Source organism: Bacteroides sp. L10-4 (assembly GCF_013373675.1).
Lineage (GTDB): Bacteria > Bacteroidota > Bacteroidia > Bacteroidales > Bacteroidaceae > Bacteroides > Bacteroides muris.
Genome location: NZ_JABXJH010000027.1, coordinates 15,522 through 28,959 on the forward strand (window position 1 = coordinate 15,522; position 13,438 = coordinate 28,959).

Annotated in this window: 12 protein-coding genes; 11 read left to right on the plus strand and 1 reads right to left on the minus strand. The window is 50.3% G+C overall.

Annotation, left to right across the window (positions count from 1 at the left end; translation table 11 throughout):
• Nucleotides 1-51 precede the first annotated feature (51 nt).
• From HU824_RS10270 to HU824_RS10315, 10 genes are all read left to right on the plus strand, one after another.
• On the plus strand, nt 52-1,044 hold the full coding sequence (locus HU824_RS10270; RefSeq protein ID WP_217994194.1) for a hypothetical protein: 993 nt from the start codon (nt 52-54) through the stop codon (nt 1,042-1,044).
• 25 nt (nt 1,045-1,069) lie between these two features.
• Nucleotides 1,070-1,873, plus strand: coding sequence for a hypothetical protein (locus HU824_RS10275; RefSeq protein WP_176468768.1), 804 nt, complete (start codon nt 1,070-1,072; stop codon nt 1,871-1,873).
• Entirely contained in the window at nt 1,863-3,119 is a 1,257-nt protein-coding gene (locus tag HU824_RS10280) for a tetratricopeptide repeat protein (RefSeq protein WP_176468769.1), read from the plus strand. Before HU824_RS10275 ends, HU824_RS10280 begins: the two co-directional genes overlap by 11 nt.
• Before the next feature lie 116 nt (nt 3,120-3,235).
• Nucleotides 3,236-5,278, plus strand: coding sequence for a methionine--tRNA ligase (gene metG / locus HU824_RS10285; RefSeq protein WP_176468770.1), 2,043 nt, complete (start codon nt 3,236-3,238; stop codon nt 5,276-5,278).
• A 134-nt stretch (nt 5,279-5,412) separates the two neighbouring features.
• The gene (locus tag HU824_RS10290; protein WP_176468771.1) at nt 5,413-6,858 is read left to right on the plus strand and encodes a lipopolysaccharide biosynthesis protein; all 1,446 of its coding nucleotides are present in this window, start codon (nt 5,413-5,415) and stop codon (nt 6,856-6,858) included.
• On the plus strand, nt 6,855-7,766 hold the full coding sequence (locus HU824_RS10295) for a beta-1,6-N-acetylglucosaminyltransferase (RefSeq protein ID WP_009037609.1): 912 nt from the start codon (nt 6,855-6,857) through the stop codon (nt 7,764-7,766). Before HU824_RS10290 ends, HU824_RS10295 begins: the two co-directional genes overlap by 4 nt.
• A gap of 64 nt (nt 7,767-7,830) precedes the next feature.
• Nucleotides 7,831-8,700: a phosphorylcholine transferase LicD gene (locus HU824_RS10300; RefSeq protein ID WP_005834345.1), complete on the plus strand. Its 870-nt coding sequence runs from the start codon at nt 7,831-7,833 to the stop codon at nt 8,698-8,700.
• 15 nt (nt 8,701-8,715) lie between these two features.
• Complete coding sequence (locus tag HU824_RS10305; protein ID WP_016272354.1) at nt 8,716-9,732, plus strand: hypothetical protein; 1,017 nt, start codon at nt 8,716-8,718, stop codon at nt 9,730-9,732.
• Between the two features lie 40 nt (nt 9,733-9,772).
• Nucleotides 9,773-11,038: a glycosyltransferase family 4 protein gene (locus HU824_RS10310; RefSeq protein ID WP_016272353.1), complete on the plus strand. Its 1,266-nt coding sequence runs from the start codon at nt 9,773-9,775 to the stop codon at nt 11,036-11,038.
• Nucleotides 11,031-11,777, plus strand: coding sequence for a glycosyltransferase family 2 protein (locus HU824_RS10315; protein ID WP_176468772.1), 747 nt, complete (start codon nt 11,031-11,033; stop codon nt 11,775-11,777). Before HU824_RS10310 ends, HU824_RS10315 begins: the two co-directional genes overlap by 8 nt.
• Nucleotides 11,778-11,928: 151 nt before the next feature.
• Here the strand turns inward: HU824_RS10315 and HU824_RS10320 are convergent, their stop codons facing one another.
• Nucleotides 11,929-12,645, minus strand: coding sequence for an NAD-dependent deacylase (locus HU824_RS10320; protein WP_016272351.1), 717 nt, complete (start codon nt 12,643-12,645; stop codon nt 11,929-11,931).
• Nucleotides 12,646-12,827: 182 nt separating this feature from the next.
• Between HU824_RS10320 and HU824_RS10325 the strand changes: the two genes are divergently transcribed.
• A complete protein-coding gene (locus HU824_RS10325) occupies nt 12,828-13,421 on the plus strand; it encodes an FKBP-type peptidyl-prolyl cis-trans isomerase (protein ID WP_016272350.1) in 594 nt (197 codons plus the stop codon).
• Nucleotides 13,422-13,438: the final 17 nt, after the last annotated feature.

Below are 13,438 nucleotides of genomic sequence, written 5' to 3' on the forward strand. Positions count from 1 at the left end.
TTTCCTTGGATAAACGAATGCTAAATGACAAATAGGGAAACACGTAGAAAAATGATTCGACAGATTTATGAAATAGATGACTTGCAGCAACTTCGGGAACATCTATCAGAGTGGCCCGACGTGGAGAAGCTCCGGACTGGATTATTCACCGAGTTCCTCCGGCACACCCGATACAAGAATACGGCGGAATGGAATGCGGCGGTAAGGCTCTGCGAATGTCTGGCCATCATCGGATGGGGCACTCACGAATCTGTCGAAGCAATAAAAGGCCTTTATTGCAACGGCAATCCCTATACTTTCTTCATTAACCGGTATGGAGAGCTTCGTTTTCGGGATGCCGTGTGGTCGAAAAGAAAGGAAGGGATGGCCATCGACTTCGAACGTTCTTTCTTCCACGAAAGCCCCGAGCTTCCAGCCATAAGGACGGACAATGTACTTACCGACGGACCCATAGGAGAAATACAAGACCGGAGATTATGCAGCCAACGCAACTGGATACCCAAAAATCCGATATGCCTCACGCGCGGAATTTCAAACTGCTACGAAAACTCAAAACCGGTGATAGAGAGTCTGGAGAAGGAACTCAAGCCGGAGCTGAACCACCGTATGCGTCCGGAACTATACGGTGATGCCGTCAACGAGATTATCCTCAACTGCTCTTTCAGCTTCTACGACCATTACCATTGCAAAACCAATTACATCATTGCCGATGAAGCCCTGAAACTGAAGCAGAAAGACTTCTATCCTGCACTGCTCAACATGTTCACGGAAAAAGAGATTGAAGACAACGGATATTATCTCCGGAACCGTTTCTCCTATGGCCCGTTCAAGCCCGGCACCGGAACAATCCGCGCCGGAATCGTCTTCGAGAAAGCATTCAGCGAACTGCCCCGGCAAAAGCAGAAACAATTACTTTGCACGTACTTCATCCATGCTGTGCAACAGATTGCAAGCCGTCTAGGCAAAAAGGTAAACTACGACTTTTCCTTAATGACAGATGATTTCAAAGCCATCTTAGAGAAGTGGTGCAAGAAACAGATATAATGACGAACAACTGAAAGAACCAAATATGTTTAATCCGAAATCCCCCCGAGGAAGATTATCCGGCAAACTTGCCAAGAAGCCGCAGTATGTGCTCGTTACCGAGAATGGCGAGGAACGCACAAGCAATGTGACCGATGCCAAGATTATGGAGGCAGTGTATAACGTTGACTCCAACGAGTATGTTTATCTTATGAAGTGCCGACCGGTGATACTTGTTCGTGAGACCGAATGTTTCGCTTTGTGCTTCTATAGCGACTTAAGTTTTGCGGCTTTTTTCGAAGTAAAAGGAATCATATTCCGAATGGTCAAGAGCAGTGTTTCATGCGATGAGGCTACCGATATTATGTGCAATTTTTTTCAGACCGCCCAATTACCCGATATGTCTGGCTGGGTGTGCGAAAAAAGAAAAGCTCCGACACAGCATACTGAATCGAACCTTTCTGTCGATGGTGAGGATTTCCGCCATTTCGGTTGTGCCGACGTTGTGGCTGCCCTTGAAAATATCATAGAAGGTAAGTCCAGGTGGTTGCTTTATGATTTCACCGGCGAGAATGGCGGTTACATCAACATTCACCGGCACAACAAGGACGGGGAAGCACCTGAATACAAAGTGGAATGGGTAAAGTGGACAGAACCGACACCGATAGGCTATCATGCCATAGTGTCCGACCTCACCCGCTTGCGCCGTTGGTTGTGGGATTTTGCTGCCGAACACAAATATCCCGACCCGGCTCCCGAGTGGGAAAGCTTTGATGTGAAAGACGCTTTTCAACAGCTGGCTTTTAAATTTTTAAACGAAGAAGATAAATCAGACAACAATGAACGGTAAATACAGCCTGCCTGTAGTGAAGGCAGTGGATATGATTTGGACGAGTTTCGACAAGGAAGAGATACGTCGCGGCTATGCAATGCTTATGCAAGCAGCCCAAAAAGGCGATGCCGACGCATTGTGTTTCATAGCCCGATGCTTTATGGGCGAGGAATACGTATGGAGCGGAGCCGGTTTCGCCACCGACGATGACAATGCTTCGAAACTGATGCAGAAAAGCGCACTGATGGGGAGTGCCACAGGTGTGCTTTGTGCTGTACGAAGCGGCAACCTCACCCCCTCCGTAGAGCGCGGAATGCCCTTTGCCTCGTTCAAGGAAGCATTTGAGGAAATTCTCGAACAAGCGGAGCGTGGCAATGCGTTTTGTTGCTATATGATAGGGAACGTCTATTACTGGGGCGACTATCTGCTTGTCGAGCCGGAGCTTGCCAAGCAATTCAAAACCGAAAATAAATACAATGCCTGGGCCTATCCGATAGCCAAAGAATGGTACGAGCGCAGTTTCAACGGGCGCATCTGTGCCGGTTGGGGCAACTATTGCAACATCTACGAGTCGGGGCTATGCAGTATCAAAAAGGATGTATTCGAGGCTTACTACCGGATGCTTGCAGATATCTCTCCTGTGATTTGCAACAACTACGGTTACTACCTCAAGTTTGAAAAGAATGACCCGTATAACAGTTTGATTCGATACGTCCAAGCCGCGCAGAAAGGTGACCCGCAGGGCGCATACAATGCCGGATACTGCTACGAGAATGGCGAAGCTGTGGAAGAGGATATTCATACCGCTTACCAGTTCTATGAACTTGCTGCCATTGCCGGTCACCCCGCAGGCCAGTGGCAGATAGGATATTACTATTTCAATGGTGAGGGCATTGTGGAGCAAGACTACGCCAAGGCTGCCGAATGGCTTGAGAAGGCTTATGACAATCCCAAAAGCAGCGACAACAACCGGGTGAAGACTGCTGCCTACCTTGGCATCTGCTATCAGGAAGGGCTCGGTGTGGCGCAGGACGATGAGGTGGCATTGGAATACCTCCAGGAAGCCGAAGAAGGAATCGACGACTTGTGGGAACCGATAAATGCTATGGTGCTCAACGCACTAGGTGTGGCTTACGCTTTCGGGCGTGGCACAGAAGAGGATATAGAACTCGGCTACCAATATTTTGAGGATGCCGCAAAGCTTGGTTCGGAGGAGGCAAAAGAGAATCTGCAATACATAAACTCGCCGAAACCGCGTTTTTGAATCGGGGCTGAGGTCCAAATCTGGAAAGAATCCGGAAGAATATTCATATTTTGCAGAAAACAGCTATCTTTGCACATCTAAAAGCGTTCATAACAAAAGAGATACATACTAACACAATGGAAAAGAAATTCAAACGTACCACCGTGACATCGGCACTGCCGTATGCAAACGGACCGGTTCATATCGGACACCTGGCAGGCGTTTATGTCCCTGCCGATATTTATGTCCGCTACCTGCGACTGAAAAAGGAAGATGTAATCTTCATCGGAGGCTCCGACGAACACGGAGTGCCCATCACCATCCGCGCCAAGAAGGAAGGCATTACCCCGCAAGACGTGGTGGACCGCTATCATACGCTTATAAAGAAGTCTTTCGAAGAGTTCGGCGTTTCCTTCGACGTGTACAGCCGTACTACTTCAAAGACGCATCACGACACGGCTTCCGACTTCTTCCGCAAGCTGTACGATAAGGGAGAATTCATCGAAAAGACCAGCATGCAGTATTACGACGAAGAAGCCAAGACGTTCCTTGCCGACCGTTACATCACCGGCGAGTGCCCCCACTGCCATGCCGAAGGTGCCTACGGCGACCAATGCGAGAAGTGCGGCACCAGCCTCAGCCCTACAGACCTGATTAATCCGAAAAGCGCCATCAGCGGCAGCCAGCCCGTGATGCGCGAGACGAAGCACTGGTATCTGCCGCTGGACAAGCACGAGGAGTGGTTGCGCCAATGGATTCTGGAAGACCACAAAGAGTGGCGTCCCAACGTTTACGGCCAGTGCAAGAGCTGGCTCGACATGGGCTTGCAGCCGCGTGCCGTGAGCCGCGACCTGGATTGGGGCATCCCCGTTCCCGTGGAAGGCGCCGAGGGCAAGGTGCTCTATGTATGGTTCGATGCCCCCATCGGCTACATCAGCAACACCAAGGAGCTGCTGCCCGACACGTGGGAGAAATGGTGGAAAGACCCCGAAACACGTCTGGTGCACTTCATCGGAAAAGACAACATCGTGTTCCACTGCATCGTGTTCCCCGCCATGCTGAAGGCAGAGGGTAGCTACATCCTGCCGGACAACGTGCCGAGCAACGAGTTCCTGAACCTGGAGGGCGACAAGATTTCCACTTCACGCAACTGGGCTGTATGGCTGCACGAGTATCTCGCTGACTTCCCCGGCAAGCAGGATGTATTGCGCTACGTGCTGACAGCCAACGCACCGGAAACAAAAGACAACGACTTCACCTGGAAGGACTTCCAGGCACGCAATAACAACGAACTGGTTGCCGTATACGGAAACTTCGTGAACCGCGCCCTGCAACTCACCAAGAAGTACTTCGACAGCGTAGTGCCTGCCGCAGGCGAACTGAACGAATACGACCGCGAGACGCTAAAAGAGTTTGCCGACGTCAAGGCAGAGGTAGAGAAGTTGCTGGACGTATTCAAGTTCCGCGACGCGCAGAAGGAAGCGATGAACCTTGCCCGCATCGGAAACAAATACCTGGCCGACACAGAGCCGTGGAAGCTTGCCAAGACGGATATGGAACGCGTAGCCACCATTCTCCACATCTCCTTGCAGCTGGTTGCCAACCTTGCCATTGCCTTCGAACCGTTCCTGCCTTTCAGCAGCGAAAAACTTCGCAAGATGCTGAACATGGACAGCTTCGACTGGGCAGAACTGGGACACACCGACCTGCTGCCTGCCGGACATCAGCTGGGCACCCCCGAACTGCTGTTCGAAAAGATAGAGGACGACGTCATCCAGGCACAAGTGGACAAGCTGCTTGCCACCAAGAAGGCAAACGAAGCCGCCACCTACAAAGCAAACCCCATCAAGCCGACCATCGCTTTCGAAGAGTTCGAGAAGCTGGATATCCGCGTAGGTACAGTGCTTGAATGCGAAGCTGTGCCCAAGATGAAGAAGCTTCTGAAGTTCAAGATTGCCGACGGACTGGAAAACCGCACCATCGTCAGCGGCATTGCCCAGCACTACAAACCGGAAGAACTGGTAGGCAAGCAGGTGCTGTTCATTGCCAACCTCGCTCCACGCCAATTCAAGAACGGGCTGGTAAGTGAGGGAATGATTCTCTCTGCCGAGAACTACGACGGTTCGCTGGCGGTGACCTCACTGCTGAAGGAGGTGAAGCCGGGCAGCGAGGTGAAATAGGCTTGTACTTGTAAATGATAACACAGAGACACGAAGACACAGAGAAAGAAAAAAGGGAAAAGGAAAACTCTGTGTTTTTGTGTCTCTGCGTTCAAAACGCCCTATACTTCTGCATTCAATCAAGAAAATAAACTATGTCCGATACATCACTCAAAGAAAAAACAGCCAAAGGCCTCTTCTGGGGAGGATTCAGCAACGGTATACAGCAGTTGTTGAATCTAGGTTTCGGAATAGTCCTTGCCCGATTGCTGGATGCTTCGGATTATGGTATGGTAGGGATGCTTACCATCTTCTCCGCCATTGCCGCCGCCTTGCAGGAAGGTGGTTTCATCTCTGCACTGACCAACCGGAAGGAGGCTTCGCATAAGGACTACAATGCCGTGTTCTGGTTCAGCCTGATGTGCAGCACTACTATATATATATTACTCTTCTTTGCCGCACCGCTGATTGCCGACTTCTACGATACGCCCGAGCTGATACCGCTGTCCCGTCTCTCCTTCTTGGGATTCGTCATTTCCAGCATGAGCATTGCACCGAGGGCATATCTATTCAAGAACCTCAGAATCAAGGACACTACCGTCATTTCTATTTCAAGTCTGATAGTCTCCGGCATTGTGGGCATCACATTGGCGGCAAACGGATTCGCCTATTGGGGTATTGCATTGCAAAGTATCTCATTCGTCACCGTGATGACGGTTCTCAATTTCTACTTCTCGCGTTGGAGGCCTTGTTTCCGGTTTGACTTTACCCCCATCAAGGAGATGATAGGGTTCAGCAGTAAGATAATCATTACGAATATCTTCACCATAATCAATAACAATTTGTTTTCCGTCTTGTTGGGTAAGTTCTATTCGGAACGGGAAGTGGGTAACTTTACGCAGGCAAACAAGTGGAACGGCATGGGACATACCACGATTACGGGCATGATAAACGGCATTGCACAACCCGTCTTTACCCGGGTTGCCGACGACAAGGCACGGCAACTTGCCGTATTCAGAAAGCTGCTGCGCTTCACCGCCTTTATCTCTTTCCCCGCCATGCTGGGATTGAGCTTGGTATCGAAAGAACTGATTATAATCACTATCACGGAGAAGTGGCTGCCCAGTGCCGATATCTTGCAACTGTTATGTATTTGGGGAGCATTTATTCCCGTCATCAATCTGTTCTCCAACCTGCTCATCAGCCGGGGACATTCTTCTATCTATATGTGGAGCACCATCAGCTTGAGCCTGCTGCAAATAGCAGCTGTATGCGCCATATACCCATACGGGTTGGAATGGATGCTGCGTATTTTCGTCATTATCAATATCGGCTGGCTGTTTGTATGGTTCCGTTTTGTCAAGAGGGAGATAGGATTAAGACTGCGCGATATGCTGAAAGACATCTCTCCTTATCTCTCCCTATCCATTGTACTCGTAGTGTCAACTCACTATGCTACTCAGCCCATAGAAAACCTATACTTAAATATGGCAGCCAAAATCATTATGGTAGCTGGGCTTTATGCACTGGTTTTGTGGAAACTACAATCTACCATCTTCCGGGAAAGCATTGAATTCCTCTTAAAGAAAAAAAGAGCATGAGCCGCATAGCCTACATCATATCCGCCTACAAGGATGCCCCACACTTGGCACGCCTGGTTGCCGCACTGGATGACCGGGCAGACTTCTACGTGCACATCGACCTCAATGCCGATATACACCCTTTTGAAGAAGCCTTGGGAGACAAGGTCACTTTCGTGCCCCGCCACCGGATAAGCTGGGGAGGATGGGAACAAGTGGAATATCAGAAAGAATTGCTTGCCGCCGTATTGCATAGTGGTATCCCCTATACCCGCGTAGTATGCCTGAGCGGGCAAGACTATCCGTTATGGAACAACAACGCCATCCACCACTATTTCGAGGAGCATCAAGACACTGAATTCATCGGCGGTTTCAACCTGACACGCTGCACCGTGAAACAGCAGTTGCACAAGATAACCCATTACCACCCTTTCCGTGACCTGCCTTGGAAGAGTATATGGTGGAAGAACAAACTCATCGTAGCATCGCGCAAGCTGGCACAGATACTCCCCATCCGGAAAGCCCCTTTTGCACCCTTGGAAGGCAAGCAGGCAGATGTCTATTTCGGTTCCGACTATTGGGCCATCACGTTGCCCTGCGCACGATATGTATATGAAAAGTTGTGCACGGAGGAGAAGCTGGTGAAGTATTTCAGAACCAGCTTTGTACCCAGCGAACTGTGCATACAGACCATCGTATTCAACTCCCCTTTTGCCTCAAAAGGGCTTCTTTTAGAGGGAGAATACCCCGGACTTACCCGTCTCACCCCCTTGCACTACATAGACTACGGCGCATCCATCCGCGTGATGACACTCGAGGACCTGCCGGTATTGCAGCAGTCTGGAAAGATGTTCTGCCGGAAAGTGGTAAGCGGGGAGTCCGACACACTGATAGAAAAACTCAAGTCCGATTTCGCAAAAGAAGATTGAAATGGAAAGTGCTCCTTTCAACTATTATCATTATTTTTGCAGACATCAATCAAAAATGGTATCCATGGTGAAGCAATATACCCCAGAAGAACTGACCCAACTACATCAGGTGCTATACGAAATACTGGAAGAGATTGTGCGCATCTGCGACAAACACAATATTCCCTATTTTGTAATCGGCGGAACAGCAATAGGGGCACTCTATGACAAAGCGATTCTTCCTTGGGATGACGACATAGATATAGGTATGAAACGGGAAGACTACAATAAGTTTCTCCAGATAGCCTCCCAAGAACTGAGAGAACCATACTTTCTTTCATGGATACATACCGACCCTCATAGTCCTTATTACTTTGCCAAAGTCAAGAAAAACAACACCTTGTTTGTCGAAGAGATGTTTAAAGATGTACCTATGCATCAGGGAATCTTTGTCGATATATTCCCTTTTGACCGTATTCCAAACAATAAGCTATTAAGGAAGATACAATATGAAGCCGTCAACTTTCTGAAATGCTGCCTGATGGGAAAAGAGGTATGGCTATGGAAACACTTCGGAAAATGTCAAATATCCAACCCTACCAATCGTGGAGCTGTTGCCTGCCTTCTGAACCGGATAGTTGATATGACACTCTCTAAAAAGACAATCTACCGTTTGATGGTGATAATGCAAAGTTGTTTCAACTCATGGAAAACTTTGTATTACAACAATGTGATTACCACTACCGACCATGTTTTGGAGACGAGTCTCAACCATTTACAACCAATCAAATTCGGTCCACTTTATCTGAAAGCACCTGATGGATTGGAAAACTTTCTACGGTACAACTATCCCACTTTACACCGGTATACAGAAGAAGAGCAGGACAAGATAAACAATCATTATCCGGCAGTTCTTTCTTTCAACATACCAAATGACCATATAGCCACCTCCTAATCCAACAAAATTGCCATGAAACCAGCCCTTGTAGATGTATCTGTACTGATTCTTTTCTTCAACCGCCCCAAACTGCTGGCGCAAGTATTCGAACAAGTGAAGAAAGCACGCCCCGCACGACTGTTTCTCTATCAGGACGGCCCGCGCGGCGAGCGTGACATGCCGGGCATAGAAGCTTGTCGCAAAGTAGTGGCAGACATCGACTGGGAATGCGAAGTACACCACAACTACCAAGAGAAGAACTACGGCTGCGACCCATCGGAATACATGGCACAGAAGTGGGCATTCTCCTTGTCGGACAAATGTATCGTGCTTGAGGATGACGACGTGCCCGCCGTCTCTTTCTTCGGCTTCTGCAAGGAACTGCTCGACAAGTATGAGCACGACACACGCATCAGCATGATTGCCGGATTCAACAACGAGGAGATTACACCCGACATCACTTCCGACTACTTCTTCGCCACCACCTTCTCCATCTGGGGATGGGCGAGCTGGCGGCGGGTGACGGACCAATGGGATGAATTCTACACCTTCCTGGACGACAAGGAGAACATGCGGCAACTGAAGAACCTCATCCACACACGGCGCTACCGCAAAGACTTCATCTACATGTGCCAACGCCACCGCGAACACGGGAAAGCCTATTACGAAACCATCTTCCACGCTTCCATGTTGTTCAATTCGGGTCTGAGCATCGTGCCCACCCGCAACATGATAAACAATCTGGGAGCCACTGCCGACTCCACCCACTTTGCCGGCTCCGTGCACACCATGCCGCGCGGTTACCGCCGCATCTTCACCATGAAACGCCACGAAGTGGAGTTTCCACTGAAGCACCCTCGCCACGTCATCGAGAACACTGCCTACAAGGATAGCGTTTACCGCATCATGGCATGGCGGCATCCCTGGATAAAGATTGCACGGTCGTTCGAGGAACTGGCGTTGAACCTACGGTACGGCAACTTCACCATCATATGGCAAACGCTGCAAAAGCGTATCCGGAAATGGATGAAACAAGACCGGCATCTGTAACAAGAAAAAACATTCAAAAAAGAAGAAACGAACAACAGTCATGAGAGTACTACTTATCAATACATCCGAACGCATCGGCGGCGCAGCCATCGCCGCCAGCCGTCTGATGGAATCACTCAAGAACCACGGCATCAAAGCCAAGCTGCTGGTACGCGACAAGCAGACCGACCAAATCTCCGTTGTGTCACTAGACCATAACTGGCGCATGGTGTGGAAGTTCGTCTGGGAGCGCATCGTCATCTGGAGCGCCAACCGCTTCAACAAGAAGAACATCTTTGCCGTAGACATTGCCAACACGGGGACAGACATCACCTCACTGCCCGAATTCCAGCAAGCAGACGTCATCCATCTGCACTGGATAAACCAAGGGATGCTCTCGCTGAAGAACATCGAGAAGATTCTCGCCTCGGGCAAGCCCGTCGTCTGGACCATGCACGACATGTGGCCCTGCACCGGCATCTGTCACCATGCTCGCGAGTGTACCCACTACCAGCAGGAATGCCACAACTGCCCCTTCATCCACGGAGGCGGAGGCAAACGTGACCTTTCCTACCGCATCTTCCACAAAAAGCAGGCATTGTATCGCAACCGTCACATCAACTTCGTCACCTGCAGCCGCTGGCTGGAAGAACGTGCCCGGACAAGCGCCCTCTTCTGCGGGCATGCTGTGACATGCATCCCCAACCCCATCAACACCAATCTCTTCAAGCCCCGAAACCGGCAGGAAGCCCGCAGCCGTTGCCTACTGCCGCAAGACAAGAAACTCATGCTGTTCGGCTCGGTGAAGATTACGGACAAACGGAAAGGCATCGACTACCTGATAGAATCGTGCCGACTGCTGGCCGACAAGCATCCCGAACTCCGGGAACAGTTGGGTGTCGTCGTCTTCGGCAACCAATCGCAACAACTGGAAAACCTGCTTCCATTCAAAGTCTACCCGCTGAACTTCGTCAGCAACGAACACCAACTGGTGAACATCTACAATGCCGTGGACATCTTCGTGACCCCCTCGCTGGAAGAGAACCTGCCGAACACCATCATGGAAGCCATGGCATGCGGCATTCCCTGCGTCGGATTCAACGTGGGCGGCATCCCCGAGATGATAGACCACCTGCACAACGGCTACGTGGCACAATACAAATCCTCGGAAGACTTTGCCAACGGCATCTACTGGACGCTGACCGAGCCCGACTACCCCAACCTCGCTGAACAAGCCTGCCGGAAAGCCGTATCCCACTATTCGGAGAACGTCGTTGCCAAGAAATACATTGACCTTTACAACAAAGTGACCGGAAGAAATGCATAACCACCTTACCCCGAAATTCAGCATCATCACCGTGACCTACAACGCCGAAGCGGTATTGGAGGACACGATTCAAAGCGTTATCTCGCAAACCTACCACCACGTGGAATACATCATTGTGGACGGTGCGTCCAAAGACGGCACACTCTCCATCATCGACCGGTACAAAGACCGCATCACCCGCATCGTAAGCGAACCGGACAAGGGACTGTACGACGCCATGAACAAAGGCATCCGACTTGCCACCGGCGATTACCTCTGCTTCCTCAATGCCGGCGACAGCTTCCACGAAGACGACACCTTGCAGCAGATGGTGCACTCCATCTCCGGCAGCGAACTGCCCGACGTGCTGTATGGCGAAACAGTGCTGGTGGATAAGGAAGGGCACTTCATCCGCATGCGCCGCCTCTCCGCCCCGGAAGCGCTTACCTGGCGAAGCTTCAAGCAGGGCATGCTGGTCTGCCATCAGGCCTTCTTTGCCAAAGCTTCCCTTGTGGAACCCTACGACCTGCAATACCGCTTCTCCGCTGACTTCGATTGGTGCATCCGGGTGATGAAAAAGGCACGAACCTTGCACAATACCCATCTCACCCTCATCGCCTATCTGGAGGAAGGAATGACCACCCAGAACCGTCAGGCATCCCTGCGCGAACGCTTCCGCATCATGGCGCGGCATTACGGACTAATGAGTACCGTAGCCCATCATGCCTGGTTCGTATTACGGGCCGTGATAAAGAAATAGCACAAATTTCGAGGACAAATATACTTTGTTCCCGCAAGACCTATACCTTGCGGGAATCTCCCCTATACCCAGCTCTCTACAGTACAGGAGTGAGTACCTAAAACATCCGGATGTTCTGCATATTAAGTCCTATACCGTGAGGGGCTAAGTCCTAAGGCAAAGGAGGCTGGGTAGCTGCAAGCAGCGCCTTCAACTCTTTTACCCCTTCCGAAGCTCCCTTTTGAATGACATGTATCGGACGCATGACGTGCGTGTCCACCGGCTTGGGGTCTATCAGATACACTTCGGTGGCACGGGGCACGTAGTTCAGCAGTCCCGCAGCGGGATAAACGTTCAGGCTGGTGCCGATGATGACGAAGATGTCCGCCTGCTCCACATACCGGATGGCAGTCTCAATCTCCGGCACCGACTCGCCGAACCACACGATGAACGGGCGGAGCTGCGTACCGTCGCCCGCCTTGTCGCCCAACTTTACTTCATATTCCTCCGGCGCCAGTTCCTTGACGAAATGCGGATTATAAGGGTCGCGGCTGGAACAAACCTTCGTCAGTTCCCCATGCAGGTGTATCACCCGCGTGCTCCCCGCCCGCTCGTGCAGATTATCTACGTTCTGAGTGACGACCGTTACATTGAAAACCCTTTCCAGGTCGGCAACACCCAGATGCCCGGCATTCGGCACCACATCGAGCAACTGCTTGCGACGTTCGTTATAGAAATTAATGACCAGTTCCGGGTTACGTGCATACCCCTCGGGAGTCGCCACCTGCTCCACCGGATATTTGTCCCATAATCCGCCCGCATCACGGAATGTGCTGATGCCGCTCTCGGCGCTCATACCAGCACCCGACAATATGACCAAGTTCTTCATTTTCCGCTCCTTTCCTTTATTAAAGTAAGACAAATATAAGAAGAATGTTCAAGTTGTGATATAAATAAGAAAAATTAAATACTTAAAAGCCTTATCATTCAAATAAAAGACGTACTTTTGCCACTCATAAATTTGCAATAGACTGGAAAAGAAACCAATCCGGTCGTCAACAAAAGAATCTTATGGACAAATTCAGTTATGCTATCGGCCTTGGAATAGGTCAGAATCTTTTAAGCATGGGTGCCAAAGGCATTGCAATAGATGACTTTGCACAAGCAATCAAAGACGTTTTGGAGGGCAACCAGACGGCAATCAGCCACACAGAAGCCCGTGACATCGTCAACAAGTACTTCGCCGAACTGGAGGAGAAGATGAACGCAGCAAACATAGAAGCCGGCAAAAAGTTCCTGGAAGAGAACAAAAAACGCGAGGGAGTTGTTACGCTTCCCAGCGGACTTCAATACGAAGTTATCACAGAAGGAAACGTCGGTCACTATGCCAAAGCAACCGACCAGGTACAATGCCACTACGAAGGCACACTGATTGACGGAACGCTGTTCGACAGCTCCATCAAGCGCGGCCAGCCTGCCACATTCGGTGTAAACCAAGTGATACCCGGTTGGGTGGAAGCCCTTCAGCTTATGCCCGAAGGTGCCAAGTGGAAACTCTACATCCCCAGCGACCTGGCATATGGAGCGCAGGGTGCCGGCGAGATGATTCCTCCCCACAGCACGCTCGTATTCGAAGTCGAATTACAGAAAATTTTATCTAAATAAACAACAAGTAAAAGCAA

Excerpts from the sequence above, each read along its gene's own strand:
- HU824_RS10270 (WP_217994194.1), top strand. The coding sequence starts at position 52 with ATGATTCGACAGATTTATGAAATAGATGACTTGCAGCAACTTCGGGAA.
- HU824_RS10275 (WP_176468768.1), top strand. The coding sequence starts at position 1,070 with ATGTTTAATCCGAAATCCCCCCGAGGAAGATTATCCGGCAAACTTGCC.
- HU824_RS10280 (WP_176468769.1), top strand. The coding sequence starts at position 1,863 with ATGAACGGTAAATACAGCCTGCCTGTAGTGAAGGCAGTGGATATGATT.
- metG (WP_176468770.1), top strand. The coding sequence starts at position 3,236 with ATGGAAAAGAAATTCAAACGTACCACCGTGACATCGGCACTGCCGTAT.
- HU824_RS10290 (WP_176468771.1), top strand. The coding sequence starts at position 5,413 with ATGTCCGATACATCACTCAAAGAAAAAACAGCCAAAGGCCTCTTCTGG.
- HU824_RS10295 (WP_009037609.1), top strand. The coding sequence starts at position 6,855 with ATGAGCCGCATAGCCTACATCATATCCGCCTACAAGGATGCCCCACAC.
- HU824_RS10300 (WP_005834345.1), top strand. The coding sequence starts at position 7,831 with ATGGTGAAGCAATATACCCCAGAAGAACTGACCCAACTACATCAGGTG.
- HU824_RS10305 (WP_016272354.1), top strand. The coding sequence starts at position 8,716 with ATGAAACCAGCCCTTGTAGATGTATCTGTACTGATTCTTTTCTTCAAC.
- HU824_RS10310 (WP_016272353.1), top strand. The coding sequence starts at position 9,773 with ATGAGAGTACTACTTATCAATACATCCGAACGCATCGGCGGCGCAGCC.
- HU824_RS10315 (WP_176468772.1), top strand. The coding sequence starts at position 11,031 with ATGCATAACCACCTTACCCCGAAATTCAGCATCATCACCGTGACCTAC.
- HU824_RS10320 (WP_016272351.1), bottom strand. The coding sequence starts at position 12,645 with ATGAAGAACTTGGTCATATTGTCGGGTGCTGGTATGAGCGCCGAGAGC.
- HU824_RS10325 (WP_016272350.1), top strand. The coding sequence starts at position 12,828 with ATGGACAAATTCAGTTATGCTATCGGCCTTGGAATAGGTCAGAATCTT.